A 16,355-nucleotide genomic window follows, 5' to 3' on the forward strand; every position below is an offset into this window, starting at 1 on the left:
TCTCACCCTCCCAGGAACACCGGGTTCGTGAGCGCCGCCATCGGGCCGGGGAAGCCGGGGGCCGTGGGGGTGTGACGGACCTCGGCGCGGATGTAGGTGGCGTTGGCCGGGGTGGTCCGCCACGTCGCCGTGCCGGTGCCCGAGGCGGGGAGCGCGGTGGTGTGCAGGGTGCCCTGGTCGGTGACGAAGGCCACCGTGCAGCCGGGGGCGCCGGTCACCTCCAGTCGGGCGGTCACCGGCTCGTCGGGGGAGGCCCGCAGGCGGTCGCCGATGCCCGCGTGCCGGCCGTAACCTCCCGAGACGCCGAAGGACAGGGAGACCGCCGCGGACTCCGCCACGTACGAGTGTCCCGCCCGCAGGCCCGCCTGGATCGCCCGTGTCGTCAGGTCGTCGGCCAGGACCACCGTCTGGGGGCCGCCGACGCGGTCCGGGTCGCGGTGGGCGTCGCTGTTGCCCATCGCGGGCAGCCACGCACGTCCCGAACGGGACGCGACAGCAAGGGAGTTGTCCCATTCGGCGAGGGTCGCCTCGTCGTCGGGGGTGTACGGGCCGTTCCACACCTCCACCGCGTCCGCGTCACCGAAGCCGAACTTCCAGTTGCAGCCGACGCACGTGGCGTGCGGGTGGGCGGGGACCACGAGCCCGCCCGCCGCGCGGACCCCGCGCGCGACGTGGCCGAAACGGTGGTCCCGGGCCCGGTAGCGCCAGTCGACGAACCGGCCGGGCTCGGTACCGAGGGCGACCACGTGCCCGTTGCGGGTGGTTATCTCCTCGCCGGTCATGATCAGCAGATCGTCGCCCCACAGGCCCTGCCACGCCCGGTGGCCCGACGTCGTGTTGTGCTCGGAGGTGTTGATGAAGTCGAGCCCGGCCGCGCGGGCCAGCGCCGCGATCTCGGCCGGGGTGCGGCCGCCGTCGGAGTGCACCGAGTGCAGATGGCAGTCGCCCCGGTACCAGGCGCGGCCCCGCCCCTTGGCGCGCGGCGGCGGATAGACCGGCGCCGGTGTGGTGCCGGGATCGCCGTACTTCAGCGTGACCGTCACTGTGTACGGCAGGCCCTGCGGGGCGACCGTGTACGGGCCGAGCGCGATGTGCCAGGTCCCGGCGCGCACGGGGCCCCGCAGATAGCCGGGGGTCGCGTCGTCGGCCCGCAGGAAGAACTCCGTGCGCGCCCCGCCCGACCAGCCTCGGAACCCGGCCCCGCCGAGCGCCGTGCCGCGCTCGTCGAAGATGCCGATGTCGAGCGCGTTGTTCTGGGTGCCGGCCGGCACGCTCGCCTTCTCGTACGCGTAGGAGACCGCCAACTCCCGTACACCATGTGGCACTTCCACGGGAAGGTAGACGAAATCGGGGGCGCCGGGCGGCAGTGTGCCGCGCACCGTCCTGGTCTCGTCGGGGCGCGCGCCACCGGCCGCACCGGCCCCGCCGCCCGGCGCCGCGTTCGCGAAGCTCACGCTTCCCAACGTAAGGGCGGCGGCCGCGCCCGTCGCGATGAGGCCGCGTCTGCCGATGGATCCGGATCCGTTCTCGGTCATGAGCTGAACTCCCAGCGAATCGAGAGGGGTGGATCGAGAGGGGGTGGAACGAGAGGGGGGGATCGAGAGGAGCAGGAGGAGAGGGCGCCCGCAGACTGCCGGGTGCCTGCCCACTGTCGTACCCGCGGGTGAACGGGGGGAGTCGGTGAGTTGAGGGGGCGTGTCCGATTCACGCGGCGCGCGGAGGCGACCGCCGGGCGTCCCTTGCGGGCTCGCGGCGCTGGGGATAGGAAGTGATCCCCACCCCGGACCGACCGGAAGGTATGCCGATGCGCATCGCCGTCACCATCTTCCTCACCGACCAGACGATCACCCCCGTACGGCTGGCGCGCGAGCTGGAGGAGCGCGGGTTCTCCGGGCTCTACCTGCCCGAGCACACCCACATCCCGGTCGAGCGGGCCACGCCCTACCCGGCGGGCGGCGAGCTGCCGGAGGAGTACGGGCGCACCCTCGACCCGTTCGTGGCGCTCGGCCAGGCCTCGGCCGTCACCGAGCGCCTGCACCTCGGCACCGGGATCACGCTGGTCGCCCAGCACGATCCGATCGACCTCGCCAAGCAGATCGCGACGCTCGACCACCTGTCCGGCGGGCGCTTCACGCTCGGGCTCGGCTTCGGCTGGAACAAGGAGGAGGCGGCGGATCACGGCGTCGAGTGGACGACCCGGCGCGACCTCGTGCGGGACCGGATGGCGCTCATGCGCGCCCTGTGGGCCGCTGAACCGACCGCCCACGACGGCGTGTTCGGGTCGGTCAGGGCCTCGCACGCCCACCCCAAGCCGCACCGGAACGGCGCGCCGCGCACCCTGGTCGGCGGGGCGGCGGGGCCGAAGCTGTTCGCGGGCATCGCGGAGTACGCGGACGGCTGGCTGCCCATCGGCGGGCGCGGCCTGAGCGAGTCGCTGCCCGTGCTGCGCCAGGTGTGGGCGGACGCCGGGCGCGCGGAGGGCGACCTCCAGGTCGTCCCGTACGCGGTCCTGCCGGAGACGGGCAAGTTGGCGCACTACGCGGACCTCGGCATCGAGGAGGTCGTGCTCCAGCTGCCGTCCGCCGACGACACCTCGGTGCTCAAGGTGCTCGACGAGTACGCCCGGTACCTGTAGGCGGGCGCCGGGGGACGACAGGAAGGGGCGGCCCCGGTGGGGCCGCCCCCGTCCCGCGCTCGCTCAGCTCAGCGGGATCTCCAGATACGACGGGTCCTCGTCGGGCGAGGTGACGGTGATCGTGCCGGGTGTCTCGTCGGCGGGGCCGCCGTAGAACGGGTCCACCGAGTCGAGGACCAGCATCAGGCGGTGGCCGGCCTTCACGTCGTACCCGGTGACCTGGAGCGCGAGGTCGACGGCGGTGGGCGTGTCCGCGGCGCCGAGCAGCGTGTACGGCGCGTGCGTGATGATGCGGGCGATCCCGAGGGCGTTGACGTCGAAGAGGTACGCCACGAACAGCGCGTCCGCGGTGTCGGCGGCGACCGTCACCCGCAGCCGCGGCACGCCGCGCAGCTGGTGCCGCGAGGGCAGGGGGGCGCTGGTCCACACGCCGGCCGCGCTCCGGTCGATCTTCCCGGTCCGGTACGCCTTGGGCAGGCCGGCCAGTTCGGCGTACCCGGTGACCAGGATCTGGTCGGCGACGGTGGCCGGGGTGTCGGTGCCGGTGGTGAACGTGGTGTGCAGGCCGTCGGCGGGCTTGTCCAGGAGACCGCCGTCCCTGGCGCCGTCGGCGGGGCCGGTCAGATAGAACCGCTCGGGGGTGCCGGTGGCCGCGTGCCAGGTCGGCCGGGACTCCAGGGCCCGGCCCCACATGACCTCGCTGACCACCTGGTCCTCGGCGCCGGACTCCTCGTCGAAGGCCGCGGCCGCGGCCTCGTCCCCGTTCTCGCCCCCGCCCACTTCGAGGAGGTGGCGGTCGAACCAGCGGTGGGCGTCCTGCCAGATCCGGTTGGGCAGGCCCAGGATTCCGGTCATCTCGGGGCCCGAGTGGTCGCCGATCGACCAGAGCAGCCGCTTGGGGCCGCTCAGCGCGTTGAACATCTTCAGCGTCTGGTTGCCCGGGAACAGCGTCTCGTGCCAGGCCTGCGCGAAGAGCACCGGAACCTGACGGTCATTCAGTTTCTCGGCGCGGTGGTACGGCGAACGCGACGCGGCCCACCGCAGTGTCTCCTCGACGTTCTCGTTCGCCAGGACGTCGTCGAACGCCTTCTGGGTGCGCGCGCTGAGCCGGGCCGTGGCCGCGGCGCCGAGCAGGGTCCGCACGGCCGCCACGTGCCGGGTGTTGTTCTCGTAGAACGCCTCGCCCAGGTCGCCCCAGGTGCTGAGCGCGACCACCGCGTGCACCCGCGGGTCCTCCGCGGCGACGAGCTGACTGATGCCCGAACCGTAGGAGTCGCCGAGGAAGCCGACCCTGCCGATGGCGCCGGGGCCGCCCGCCTCGGAGACGAGGTGGTCGAGCGCCTTGATGCCGTCGGCGATGTCCGCCTCGCCCGCCACCTCGACCTCGCCGCCGGACTCGCCGAAGCCCCGTGCGGTATAGGCCAGTACGTGATAGCCGCGGCGCGCGAAACGCATGGCCTGCACGGCGTAGACGGTCCAGCCCTGCTTGGCCCACGGCGAGGGCATCACGATCAGCGGGTGCGGCCCTTCGCCGTTGTGCAGCCATAACGCGGCGTCCAGCTCCACACCCTCGCCGACCGGCACCCTCACCCCGTCCCGGAACGTCGCCGCCTCGCGTGCCGCGTCGACCTCGGCCGCCCGCGCGGGGGCGAGCGCGGAGGTGTCACCCGTGCGCAGCGCCTGGACGACCTGCGCGAGCACCCCTTCGTCCAGCTCCGGGTAGAGGCTCACCACGGCGTTCGGTCGCGTTTCCTTTGAAGTCACGTCGGTCCCATCCCAGTTCGTCGTCGACTCGCACCGATGCCGCCGCCCGGACCGGCGGCGACAACGCTCAGTATCGACGCGAACGCACTGCGTGCAGGCCCGTTTGGTGGGGATCGGCCGGAAACGTCCCGCACCGTGGTGCGGTCGTGGCCCGGGGCGGCGAGAGGTGCCCGAGATGACGCCCGCGGGTTCGCCCCGCGCTCGCGCTCGTATCCTCGAAGGATGACTCCCAGCGCACAGTCCCCGCAGGCAGAAGGACCGGACCCGGCCCAGCGGCGGTCCGGGGCGCCGACCGCCAACTCGATGCGGCGCGCGCTGAAACGCGCCAGGGACGGTGTGGCGCTCGACGTCGCCGAGGCGGCCGTGCTGCTCCAGGCCCGCGGCGCCGACCTCGACGACCTCACCGCCTCCGCCGCCCGGGTCCGCGACGCGGGCCTCGAAGCGGCCGGCCGGCCGGGCGTCATCACGTACTCCAAGAGCGTCTTCATCCCGCTCACCCGGCTGTGCCGGGACACCTGCCACTACTGCACCTTCGTCACCGTGCCCGGCAAGCTGCGCCGGGCCGGCCACGGGATGTTCATGTCGCCCGACGAGGTGCTCGACATCGCCCGCCGCGGGGCCGAACTCGGCTGCAAGGAAGCCCTGATCACCCTCGGCGACAAGCCCGAGGACCGCTGGCCCGAGGCCCGCGCATGGCTCGACGCGCACGGCTACGACGACACGATCGCCTACGTACGCGCCATGTCCGTCCGCATCCTGGAGGAGACGGGCCTGCTCCCGCACCTCAACCCCGGGGTCCTGTCGTGGACCGACTTCCAGCGGCTCAAGCCCGTCGCGCCCTCCATGGGCATGATGCTGGAGACCACCGCGACCCGCCTGTGGTCCGAGCCCGGCGGCCCCCACTTCGGCTCCCCGGACAAGGAACCGGCCGTGCGGCTGCGGGTGTTGGAGGACGCGGGCCGCTCGTCCGTGCCGTTCACCAGCGGGCTGCTCATCGGCATCGGCGAGACGTACGAGGAGCGCGCCGACTCGCTGTTCGCGCTGCGCCGCGTGGCGCGCGCCTACCACGGCATCCAGGAGCTGATCATCCAGAACTTCCGCGCCAAGCCGGACACGGCGATGCGCGGCATGCCCGACGCCGACCTCGACGACCTGGTGGCGACGGTCGCCGTCGCCCGGCACATCATGGGCCCCGCCGCCTGCCTCCAGGCGCCGCCCAACCTGGTGGCGGGGGAGTACGGGCGCCTGATCGGCGCGGGCATCGACGACTGGGGCGGGGTCTCGCCGGTCACCATCGACCACGTCAACCCCGAGCGCCCCTGGCCGCGCATCGAGGAACTGGCGGAGAAGTCCGGCGCCGCAGGCTTCTCGCTGCGCGAACGCCTGTGCATCTACCCGGAGTTCGTCCAGCGCGGCGAGCCGTGGCTCGACCCCCGGCTGCTGCCGCACGTACGCGCGCTCGCCGACGCGGAGACCGGCCTCGCCGACGAGGGCGCCGCGGTGCGCGGGCTGCCCTGGCAGGAACCCGACGAGGGCTTCACCAGCAGCGGCCGCACCGATCTGCACCACACCATCGACACCGAGGGCCGCACCGGCGACCGCCGCGAGGACTTCGACTCCGTGTACGGCGACTGGGCGGCGCTGCGCGAGGCGGCGGCCCCGGGCATGGTGCCCTCGCGCATCGACGCCGACGTACGTCAGGCCCTTTCGGCCGCCGCCGACGACCCGACGAAGCTGAGCGACGACGAGGCGCTCGCGCTGCTGCACGCGGACGGCGAGGCGCTGGACGCGCTGTGCCGGATCGCGGACGACGTCCGCAAGTCCGTGACGGGCGACGACGTGACGTACATCGTCACGCGCAACATCAACTTCACCAACGTCTGCTACACCGGCTGCCGCTTCTGTGCCTTCGCGCAGCGCCGCACGGACGCGGACGCGTACACCCTGTCCCTGTCCCAGGTGGCGGACCGGGCCGAACAGGCCTGGGAGGTCGGGGCGGTCGAGGTGTGCATGCAGGGCGGCATCCACCCCGACCTGCCGGGCACGGCCTACTTCGACATCGCGCGGGCCGTGAAGGAGCGGGTGCCGGGGATGCACGTCCACGCGTTCTCGCCGATGGAGGTGGTGAACGGCGCGACCCGCACCGGGATGTCCGTCCGCGAGTGGCTGACCGAGGCGAAGGCATCCGGTCTGGACTCGATCCCGGGCACGGCGGCGGAGATCCTCGACGACGAGGTCCGCTGGATCCTCACCAAGGGCAAGCTGCCCACCGCCACGTGGATCGAGGTGGTGAAGACCGCCCATGAGCTGGGCATCCGCTCCTCCTCCACGATGATGTACGGGCATGTCGACCAGCCCCGCCACTGGCTGGGGCACTTGCGCACCCTCGCCCGCATCCAGCAGGAGACCGGCGGCTTCACGGAGTTCGTCACGCTGCCCTTCATCCACACCAACGCGCCGGTGTATCTGGCCGGCATCGCACGGCCCGGCCCCACGGCCCGCGACAACAGGGCCGTCACGGCGATGGCCCGCCTCCTCCTCCACCCCCACATCCCCAACATCCAGACCAGCTGGGTGAAGCTGGGACAGGAGGGCGCGGCGGAGATGCTGCGCTCGGGCGCCAACGACCTGGGCGGGACGTTGATGGAGGAGACCATCTCCCGTATGGCGGGCTCCAGCTACGGCTCGTACCGCTCCATCAAGGACCTGGAGGCCATCGCGGAGGCGGCGGGCCGGCCGTCCCGGGCACGCACGACGCTGTACGGCGAGGTGCCGGCCGAGCGGGTCTCGGCGGCCCGCACCTCCGACGGCCACCTTCCGGACCTCCTCCCGGTCCTGGACGCCTAGGGAATGCGAGAGGCCCATCAGCAAGGGGTTGGCCAGGCCGATTCCTCGTCACTCCACAGCGCGCCGATGAGTTTGTCGCTCCCGGTCGGTCCAAGCTCGTGACACCCCAGGAAAGGACACCGCCATGTCGGAGCTTCTCGTCGACTTCATCACCTCCCTCGACGGCTACGCATCGGGAGAGGGATGGCCCGGGTTCTGGGGCCTCGAGGGCCCGGAGTACCTCGCATGGCTGGGCGAGCAGCCCGAGGCCACCTACCTGATGGGAGCGAACACCTACCGCCTGATGTCGGGCTTCGCCGCAGGCGACGTCCCCAGTGGCCAGGACGAGTTCAGGCCCGAGGAGGAGGCCTCCGTCGACGAGCTCACGCAAGCGTCGAAGGTGGTGTTCTCCTCCTCCCTCAAGGAGCCACTGACGTGGGCCAACTCCACGCTCGTCCGCGACGACGCGGTCGAGGCGGTCCGTGCCATGAAGTCGAGCGGCTCGGGGCTCCTCCGCACGATCGGCAGCCTCAGCCTGTGCCGGTCCCTGCTGCGAGCCGGACTCGTCGACCGCTTCCGGGTCGTGATGTTCCCGGTGATCACCGGGGCCACGGGCGAAGAACGCATCTACGACGGCTATCCGGACGTTGCCCTCGAGCTGGTCGAGCACCGCACCTTCGACGGCCGCAGCCAACTGGTCGAGTACAAGCCCCGCGTGCTCGAACACCCGCCGCTCGGCGCCCCTGCGTGATGTCGCCCTCGGCGCCGGCCCGGACGCCGCCGGGCCGGAGCCCGGTGCGCCTGGCCCTTAAGGCCTTGGGGGAGTGTGCCGGCGAGCGCCCTTCAGGCGCGAACGGGGGCCGGGGCGGAGCCTCGGGGTTGGCTGGGAACGGTCGGATTGGGGGCTTAAGCGGGCGCATCCGTTCAGGTACCGTGCTGCCGCATGAGCGCAGCCGCATCCGCACCCATATGGGGCCGGGCCGAACAGCAGGACTTCCGCAGCCGTGTGCGGGGCTGTCTGCTGGGCGGGGCGATCGGCGACACCCTGGGCGCGGGCGTCGCCGGGCTCGCGCTCGGCGAGATCCGCGAGCGGCACGGCCCGGACGCCCTGGCCGACCTCGTCCCGGTGTACGGCCGCGCGGGCGCCGTGACCGCGGCCAGCCAGCTCACCCTGTTCACCGTGGACGGGCTCATACGCGCCCAGGTCCGCCGTGACACCGGCGCCTGGCACCCGCCCACCGATGTGCACCGGGCGCATCTGCGCTGGGCCGCCACCCAGCGCGACTGGGGTCCCGACGAGCGCCGCGAGGACAACGGCTGGCTCGCCGGCCAGGAGTGGCTCTACGCCCGCCGCGACCCGGCCAAGGCCTGCCTCGTGGGGCTCGGCGACGACCTCATGGGCACCCTGGAGCAGCCCAAGAACCCCGGCGCCGACGACCCCGCCGCGCTCACCCGTTCCGCTCCGTTCGGCCTCCTCGTGGGCTGGGAGCCGCAACTGGTTCTGCAACTGGCCGTGGAGTGCGCCACGCAGACCCACGGCGACCCGGCGGCCTATCTTTCCGCGGGCGCGCTCGCCGTCATCGTGCACGGCCTCGCCCGGGGCGAGGCCATCGACGGCGCCGTGCAGCGGGCGCTGGCGCAGCTCGCCGTGCGCCCCGGGCACCAGCGGGTCACCGAGGCGCTCCAGCACGCGCTGGGCGCCGTACGCCAGGGCATGCCGAGCCCGGCCCTCGTCGCCACCCTCGGCACCGGGCACACCGCCCCCGAGGCGCTCGCGATCGGCGTGTACTGCGCCTTGGTCGGCGAGGACATCCGGCACGGGCTGCTGCTCTCGGTCAACCACGACGGACCCTCGGACGCCACCGGCGCCGTGTGCGGGAGCCTGCTCGGCGCGATGCACGGCGAGACCGCGCTGCCACCCGCCTGGCTCGCCCAACTAGAGGGCCGCGCCACGGTACTTGAGCTCGCCGACGACTTCGCGATGGAGATGACGCAGGGGCCTGCCCTGCACGGCCCCGCCGTCAACACGGCGGGGTGGCTGCTCCGCTACCCGAGGGGCTGAAACCACTCGTGCGGGCGAAGGATCGCCTTCCGCGCCGCGTGTCACTCGCGCGCACGCGCGGCCGTTCGCCAGGGTCGTCGTCATGACCCCCCTCCCCACGGCCCGTACCGCGCACGCCCGTCGCGCCCTGTCGGCCCGCTGGTTCACGGCACCGCTGGTCGCCCTCGCGCTGCTCGGCTCCGGTGCCGGGCCCTCCTCCGCGGCTCCCGCCGCCGACGCCGATCAGCAGAGCTACGTACAGAGCGAGGCCGACCCCGCGTTCACCGGCCCCGCGTTCACCGGCCCCGCGTTCACCGAGCCCGCGTTCACCGACCCCGCGTTCACCGACCCCGCGGCCCGGCGGGACGAACTCCCGCCGTACGACGCCGGGGAGGCCCAGCAGGCCGTGGACGACATGGTGATGGACGAGCAGGAGGGCGCGGAAGAGGGCGCGCGGGAGGACGGGAAGGGGCGGCACTGCCCGCCGGCCGACGACGACGGCAAGGGCGGCATCGACGGACAGGGTGGCGTCGACGGGCAGGGCGGCCTCGGCCGGCAGGGCACGTACGAGCGCTGGGGCCCGCACCGCGACGAGGCCTACCCGGCAGAGGGCGGCGGCGACGGCCAGGACGCCCCCGCGCCGAGCGGCGACGACCCGCGGGGCCCGCAGGACTCGCAGGACCCGCAGGACCCGAGGATCGTCGGCTGACACGCCGCACGAGCGACGGCGGGCGGGCCGGGCGGGGTCGAGCCGCCCGGCCGTACCGTCCGGGGACAGGGGACAGGGGACAGGGGACAGGGGACAGGGGACCGGGACCCGGGGTCAGTCGGCGACCCGGGGTCAGTCGGCTGCCACCGCCGTCGTGTCCGCGGCGCCGGGCTGCGTCGGCACGCCGGTCGCCGCGCCCGTCGAACCGGGGCCGCCGTCATCGGAGTTGATCCGTGCGAGCAGTGCGTCCCGCTCCGGGGTGTCCTCCGGCTTGAGCAGCCCGATCACGACGTACAGGACGAGCGAGATCGCCAGCGGCACCGACACCTGCCACTGCAGGGCCACGCCCGCCTTCTGCGAGCCGTCCAGGTCGTAGTTGACGAAGAAGAACGCGACCAGCCCGGCCGCCCAGCTGGTGAGCGCCGCCGTCGGCCCCGACCTGCGGAACGGCTTGAGCAGGCCCAGCATGAACGGTATCGCGATCGGGCCCATGAGCCCCGCCACCCACTTGATCACCACGGTGATGATGTCCTTGAACGTGGGCGAGCTGACCTGGGTCGCGACCGTCATCGACAGGCCGAGGAAGGCCAGTGTCGACAGACGGGCCGCCACGAGGCCCGCGCGCGCGTTCCAGCCGCGCGCCGCCTTCGACACGACCGGCATGATGTCCCGGGTGAAGACGGCCGAGATGGCGTTGGCGTCGGACGAGCACATGGCCATGGTGTGCGAGAAGAACCCGACGACGACCAGGCCGAGCATGCCGTGCGGCAGGAGCGTCTCGGTCATCAGGGCGTAACTGTCCGATCCGTCGGGCTTGATGGCGTGGACGAGCAGCGGCGCGCACCACATGGGGAAGAAGAGCACGGTGGGCCACACCGCCCACAGGATCGCCGACAGCCAGGCCGAACGGGTCGCGGAGTGCGCCGAGTCGGTGGCCATGTAGCGCTGTGCCTGGTTCCACATGCCGCCGTTGTACTCGAAGGTCTTGATGAACAGGAACGCCAGCAGGAAGGTGATGGTGTATGGGCCCGCGGTGGGGTTCGTGTGGCCGCTGGGCAGCTTGTCCCAGACCGTCCACAGGGTGGAGACGCCGTCCAGCTTGCCCATGACGGCGACGAGCATCGCGACCCCGGCCGCCAACTGGATGATGAACTGGCCGAGTTCGGTGAGCGCGTCCGCCCACAGGCCGCCGACCGTGCAGTAGATCGCGGTGATGCACCCGGTGACGAAGATGCCCTGGGTGATGCCGATGCCGGTGAAGACCGACAACAGGGTGGCGATCGCCGCCCACTTGGCGCCCACGTCGACGATCTTCAGAAGCAGTCCGGACCAGGCGAGGGCCTGCTGGGTGGAGACGTTGTAGCGGTTCTTGAGGTACTCCAGCGGCGAGGCCACGCGCAGCCGCGAGCGCAGCCGGTTGAGGCGGGGCGCGAAGAGTCTCGCTCCGGTGGCGATGCCGACCGCGATGGGGAAGGACCAGGTCACGAGGGATGTGACGCCGTACTGGTAGGCGATGCCGGCGTAGCCGGTGAACATCACCGCGCTGTAGCCGGACATGTGGTGCGAGACGCCGGACAGCCACCACGGCATGCGGCCGCCCGCGGTGAAGAAGTCGGAGACGTCGTCGACCCGCTTGTGGGACCAGATGCCGATCGCGACCATCACGCCGAAGTAGCCGATGAGCACGGTCCAGTCGAGACTGTTCATGTGCCCCCTCCCAGGGGTCCGCCTGTGCACGTCGCTGTACGACGCCTGTGAACTCGGATGCTCTTCGTCGGCACGTCCGGCTCAGCGGTACCCCGTGCGGGAGTGGGGACTTCGGGGATTGAACCCTTTGGCGGAGGGGGTGGTCAAGACATCTGATGGTCATGGATATGAACGTCGATCAGAAAGTCGAACGAATTTGCCTTCGCTTTGCCTTTGGGAGTGTTGTCGTACGCGCGGCGGGAGCCACACGATGGGCGGGCGCTTCGTCGGCTCCGCCCACCAGGGCGTGTACGTACAGAAACGGACGACCGCACGGGATGCGGGTCCCGTGCGGTCGCGGTGGAAATGCTCAACCGGCCTGCTCTTGTGCGGAGTTGGGGGTTAGGGCGGATCACCTCATCAGTTCACCGGCGTTCACCAGGAGGGACTGGCCGGTGATCGCGCGGGCCCGGTCGGAGGCCAGGAAGACCACGGCGTCCGCCACGTCGCCGTCCGTGGCCAGCTCCGGCAGTGCCATCCGCTCCGTGAGGCGCCCGAGCACCTCTTCCTCGGGCACGCCCTCGGTGTGCGCGGTGAACTGCACGTACGCCTGCACCGGCGGCCCCCACATCCAGCCCGGCAGGACCGTGTTGACCCGGATCCGGTCGGGCCCGAGCTCCCTCGCCATCGAGTACATCGCGGAGGTGAGCGCGCCCTTGGACGCCGCGTACGCCGCCTGCCACACCTGGGAGGGCGCGGCCACCGACGACTGCGTACCGATGACGACGACCGAGCCTCCGCCCGCCTTGAGCGCCGGCAGGCAGGCCCGGGTCATGCGCAGGGTGCCGAGCAGGTTCACGTCGATGACCTGCTGCCAGGTGGCGAAGTCCGCGTCCTGGAGGCCGCCGAAGTAACTGTCCCAGGCCGCCACGTGCACGACCGCGTCGATGCCGCCGAACCGCTCCAGGGCGAGCGCGGCCAGCGCCTCGCACTGCGCCTCGTCGGTGATGTCCGTCGCCAGGTGGGCGGTGCGGGCGCCGTCCGGGTCGATCTCGGTGGCGGACTTCGCGAGGTTGGCCGCGGTGCGCGCGCCGAGCACCGCGTTGCCGCCGTCGCGCACGACGGCCGCGGCGACCTGGTGCCCGAGCCCGGCCCCGACCCCGGAGACGATGACGGTCTTCCCACTCAGCAACATCCGGTGGCCTCCCGGCTCTGGCACATTTTCTGACGGAGCGTCAGAGTAAGGCGCGTCCGGTGGCAGAGGGAAGGGACGCGGCATGAGCGAGGACACACGGCCCGAGGCGTACGCGGAGCTGGCGTCGGTGGGGCCCTACGGGGTGCGCCCGGGGCACGCGCTGATCACCATGGTGGAGCCGCACCCGGGCCATGAGTACGCGTACAACCGCTGGTACGAGGACGACCACTACTACGCCGGCGCGATGGCCATGCCCTGGATGTTCTCCGGGCGGCGCTGGGTGGCCACCCGTGAACTCCAGGAACTGCGCTACCCCGAGAAGTCGGCGATCGCCCAGCCGGTCGGCGCCGGGTGCTACCTCTCCACGTACTGGATCACCGACGGCCGCTACGACGAGCACATGAAATGGACCGTCGGCATCAACAAGCGCCTCAACCGCGACGGGCGCGTCTACCAGGACCGCACGCACGTCTTCACCGCGTTCCAGGACCACGAGGCGACCGTCTACCGCGACGGCGCGGCCGGCCCCCGCGACCATCACGCGCTCGACCACCCCTACGCGGGCCTGGTCCTCCAGGTCATCGACGCCGAAAGTCCCGCCGCGCGGGGCGAGTTGCTCGAATGGCTGCGCTCGCGCCACCTGCCACGGCGCCTCGCCGGCGGGCCGGCCGCCCTGGTGACGGTCTTCGCGCCGACGCCCCTGCCGGGCGACCGCATGACGTACGTGAAGCAGGTCGAGGGCGTCGGCACCCGGCTCACCCTGCTCTGGTTCCTGGAGCGGGACCCGAGGGAGGTGTGGGCGGAGCACTTCACCGGGCTCGATGCGGCGGTCGCCGAAACCGGCCTCGGGAGAGTGGAGTTGGCGGCGCCCTTCATCCCGACCGTGCCGGGCACCGACCGCTACGTGGACGAACTGCGGTAGCCCGGTCGGGTCGCGGTGTCCGGCCGGAGGGGAGCGGAGCGGCCGCCCCTCGGTCCACGGGCGCGGGCATGGCCGAGCCCCCTCGGCCGGGACGGCGGGCCAGTCGAGAGGGCTCTTGTCGGTAATGCGGGTATCACGATGGCGGATGGCGTGGTCAGCTGAGGGAATCCCGGGTCACCTCGGCCACGAACGCGTTCCACGCGCCGGGGGCGAAGGAGATCGAGGGGCCCTCGCAGACCTTGGAGTCCCGCACTGCAATGGCTTCCATCACAGGGGACTTGACCTCAACGCATGCGCCGTTTCCGGTGGAGTACGAGGACTTGGTCCAGGTGTCCGTGGCGCCCTGAAGAATTGCCATGTTCGCTCCGGTTCTTGCGAGTTGGTCGTTCTCGGCCAGCGTTTTTCGTTGGCGTGATCGACGCTACTCGCAGCGTCCGGGGTGCGGGGCGGCCATTCACTCGACCGGATGGCATATTCCGGCTGGGCCTTCCACCACGGTACGCGTGGGGTGTACCGTGCCGCGTTTCAACGCTCAGTCGGCCGTTCCATCGGCATACCCCTTGGCGATCGCGGTGATGAATTCCCGGGTCTGGTCCACATTCAGGGCCTGGGCCCGCAGATGCTCGTACATCACGCTGTATTTCTGGACATCATTGGCCTTTTCCAGGTACAGATCGCTGGTGATGCCCTCGATGTAGACGACGCTGGAGTCCGACGCGTCGGGGAATTCCAGGATCGCGTACTGACCGTTGATTCCGGGATGCGCGCCCATGCTGAACGGCAGCACCTGCACGGTCACATGGGGCAGCTGGGACTGCGTGATGAGGAACTCCAGCTGGTCGATCATCAGCTGCTTGCCGCCGACCGTGCGGCGCAGCGCCGCCTCGTCGATGACCACCCAGAGCCGCAGCGGGTTCTCCTCCGCCTTCACGCGCTCCTGCCGGCGCAGCCGGACGTTCACCCGCTTCTCGACGTCGGTGGTCGCCGTCTCCGGGAGCGCGCCCGCGATCAGCGCCTCCGCGTACTGCCGGGTCTGGAGCAGGCCGGGCACGACCTGGGGATCGTAGACGCGCAGGCTCGCCGCGTCCGTCTCCAGGCCGATGTAGACGCTGTACGGGATGTCGCCGAAGGCGTGCCACCAGCCCTGCTGGCGGGAGTCCTTGGCCATCTGCATCAGCGAGTCGACGATGCGGTGGTCCTCGACCTCGTACACCCCGCACAGATCGCGCACGTCGCGCTGGCTGATGGAGCGGCGGCCGTTCTCCAGACGGCTGATCTTCGACTGGGACACCAGCAGGCGCTCGGCGACCTCTTCGGCCGTCATGCCCTTCAGCTCGCGGAGTCTGCGCAGCTCCTGGCCCAGTCGGCGCCGCCTGACGGTGGGATTGACATTGGACGCCACGGGTAACGCACCTCCGGCTCACGGCTTTTCTGTTCTTCTGCTCAGCTGTACTGCTCAGCAGACTGCCACCAACATCCGGGCGCGCGCTGGAAAACGGCCACACACAGCTACTACGCGAACGCGCGGGGCTGTTGGGACAGCCCCGCGCGTCGTGGTGCGGCTCCCGAACCGGGTCATGGGGACGACGGTGCGGCGGTGGTGCGGTGTGCGGTGTAGCGGTGGTGCTAGGAGTGGTGCGGCGGCGCTAGTGGTGAACCACGGCCCTGGCCATCGCCCCGTGATGCGGCTGCATCGGGACGCCGGCCGCCGCGGCGTGGCGGCTTCCGTTGTCCGGCGTGGTGGTGCTGCGGCGTGGCTGAGCGGCCACACCGTTCTGGACGTCCATCACCGCGTGCGCGACGAGGCCGCCCATCGGGTCGTGCCTGATCAGATCCCTGAGACGGGAGCGCGATGACCGCCCCTCGTTGCCGGGGTACAGGTGCTTGCCGAGCCCGACTGCGTGGGCCAGCGCGGCAAGCGCCGCGGTCCGCGGGTCCGGCGGTACGCCGGTGCGGATCGCGCTGTCCAGCCGGGCCCTGATGTCCCGGCTGATCGCCGTGTCCGTCGCTTGGTAGCGAGTCGTCGGCAGCACCCCGCACATCTGGCCCGACACGGCATGGACCATGCCGCACCGCTCCAGGTGCGCGAGGTAGATCTGACGGAGCCCGAGACGGGGCCCGCCGATCCAGTGGACCGCCCGAACCGGACTGCCGCGCCTGCGCAGCAGTTCCAGTGCGGAGTCCAAGGTCGGATCTCCTGTCGGCCGTGCCATCACCACGGCGATACGATCCCCGTCTGGGGCTATCCGTCCTGCCAGAGCCAGCTCCACTAGCTGGGCTCCGGCGAGGCCGAGGTCGAGCGACTGCGGCTGCGCTGTGGTACCCGTGGCCGGGTCCAGAGCGAGCAGCAACAGCTCTTCCGGAATAGTTCTGCGGCTCCTGCCCATCCATGCCTCCCCGCGTGGATGAATGACAGGGTGACCCCTCTCACATTCATCTGTCGAGAGCGCCTGGGTGGTTCGTACGGGAACCAACAGGTATGTCGTTCTCGTCTAGCCGGGGGGTCCTACCCGGCACACAGGACACTGGTACATGGTTCGGACAGTTTCGGATGACGCCACCCGGCGTCTGGAGGAG

At 71.5% G+C, this 16,355-nt stretch carries 13 protein-coding genes; 6 read left to right on the top strand and 7 right to left on the bottom strand.

All coding sequences use genetic code 11. The annotated features are described in order from the left end of the window. Positions 1–2: 2 nt before the first annotated feature. A complete protein-coding gene (locus OG432_RS19730; RefSeq protein WP_328312276.1) occupies positions 3–1,535 on the bottom strand; it encodes a CehA/McbA family metallohydrolase in 1,533 nt (510 codons plus the stop codon). 269 nt (positions 1,536–1,804) lie between these two features. On the opposite strand from OG432_RS19730, the gene OG432_RS19735 reads away from it, so the two are divergent. Beyond that, positions 1,805–2,635 carry a TIGR03619 family F420-dependent LLM class oxidoreductase gene (locus OG432_RS19735; RefSeq protein ID WP_328312277.1) on the top strand — a complete coding sequence of 277 codons (831 nt, stop codon included), beginning with the start codon at positions 1,805–1,807 and terminating at the stop codon, positions 2,633–2,635. Between the two features lie 63 nt (positions 2,636–2,698). Here the strand turns inward: OG432_RS19735 and OG432_RS19740 are convergent, their stop codons facing one another. Then, a complete protein-coding gene (locus tag OG432_RS19740) occupies positions 2,699–4,399 on the bottom strand; it encodes a CocE/NonD family hydrolase (RefSeq protein ID WP_328312278.1) in 1,701 nt (566 codons plus the stop codon). A 222-nt stretch (positions 4,400–4,621) separates the two neighbouring features. Between OG432_RS19740 and OG432_RS19745 the strand changes: the two genes are divergently transcribed. The 4 genes from OG432_RS19745 to OG432_RS19760 all read left to right on the top strand — a co-directional run bounded on the left by OG432_RS19745 (position 4,622) and on the right by OG432_RS19760 (position 9,975). After that, on the top strand, positions 4,622–7,246 hold the full coding sequence (locus OG432_RS19745; protein WP_328312279.1) for a bifunctional FO biosynthesis protein CofGH: 2,625 nt from the start codon (positions 4,622–4,624) through the stop codon (positions 7,244–7,246). Between the two features lie 124 nt (positions 7,247–7,370). Further along, positions 7,371–7,976, top strand: coding sequence for a dihydrofolate reductase family protein (locus tag OG432_RS19750; protein ID WP_328312280.1), 606 nt, complete (start codon positions 7,371–7,373; stop codon positions 7,974–7,976). A gap of 192 nt (positions 7,977–8,168) precedes the next feature. Continuing rightward, positions 8,169–9,287, top strand: a complete 1,119-nt coding sequence (locus OG432_RS19755; RefSeq protein ID WP_328312281.1) for an ADP-ribosylglycohydrolase family protein — start codon at positions 8,169–8,171, stop codon at positions 9,285–9,287. An 82-nt stretch (positions 9,288–9,369) separates the two neighbouring features. Continuing rightward, the gene (locus tag OG432_RS19760; protein ID WP_328312282.1) at positions 9,370–9,975 is read left to right on the top strand and encodes a hypothetical protein; all 606 of its coding nucleotides are present in this window, start codon (positions 9,370–9,372) and stop codon (positions 9,973–9,975) included. 132 nt (positions 9,976–10,107) lie between these two features. On the opposite strand, the gene OG432_RS19765 is transcribed toward OG432_RS19760, so the two are convergent. Further along, positions 10,108–11,682, bottom strand: coding sequence for a sodium:solute symporter family protein (locus OG432_RS19765; RefSeq protein ID WP_328312283.1), 1,575 nt, complete (start codon positions 11,680–11,682; stop codon positions 10,108–10,110). Between the two features lie 391 nt (positions 11,683–12,073). After that, the gene (locus OG432_RS19770; RefSeq protein ID WP_328312284.1) at positions 12,074–12,856 is read right to left on the bottom strand and encodes an SDR family oxidoreductase; all 783 of its coding nucleotides are present in this window, start codon (positions 12,854–12,856) and stop codon (positions 12,074–12,076) included. An 82-nt stretch (positions 12,857–12,938) separates the two neighbouring features. On the opposite strand from OG432_RS19770, the gene OG432_RS19775 reads away from it, so the two are divergent. Beyond that, the gene (locus tag OG432_RS19775) at positions 12,939–13,778 is read left to right on the top strand and encodes a hypothetical protein (protein ID WP_328312285.1); all 840 of its coding nucleotides are present in this window, start codon (positions 12,939–12,941) and stop codon (positions 13,776–13,778) included. A 154-nt stretch (positions 13,779–13,932) separates the two neighbouring features. Here OG432_RS19775 and OG432_RS19780 read toward each other — a convergent pair whose 3' ends face one another. From OG432_RS19780 to OG432_RS19790, 3 genes are all read right to left on the bottom strand, one after another. Further along, the gene (locus OG432_RS19780) at positions 13,933–14,136 is read right to left on the bottom strand and encodes a DUF397 domain-containing protein (protein ID WP_328312286.1); all 204 of its coding nucleotides are present in this window, start codon (positions 14,134–14,136) and stop codon (positions 13,933–13,935) included. Between the two features lie 174 nt (positions 14,137–14,310). Further along, entirely contained in the window at positions 14,311–15,180 is an 870-nt protein-coding gene (locus OG432_RS19785; protein ID WP_328312287.1) for a helix-turn-helix domain-containing protein, read from the bottom strand. Between the two features lie 244 nt (positions 15,181–15,424). Further along, entirely contained in the window at positions 15,425–16,165 is a 741-nt protein-coding gene (locus tag OG432_RS19790; RefSeq protein ID WP_267052707.1) for a GOLPH3/VPS74 family protein, read from the bottom strand. Between the last annotated feature and the right edge of the window lie 190 nt (positions 16,166–16,355).

It is taken from the genome of Streptomyces sp. NBC_00442, from assembly GCF_036014195.1.
Taxonomy (GTDB): domain Bacteria; phylum Actinomycetota; class Actinomycetes; order Streptomycetales; family Streptomycetaceae; genus Streptomyces.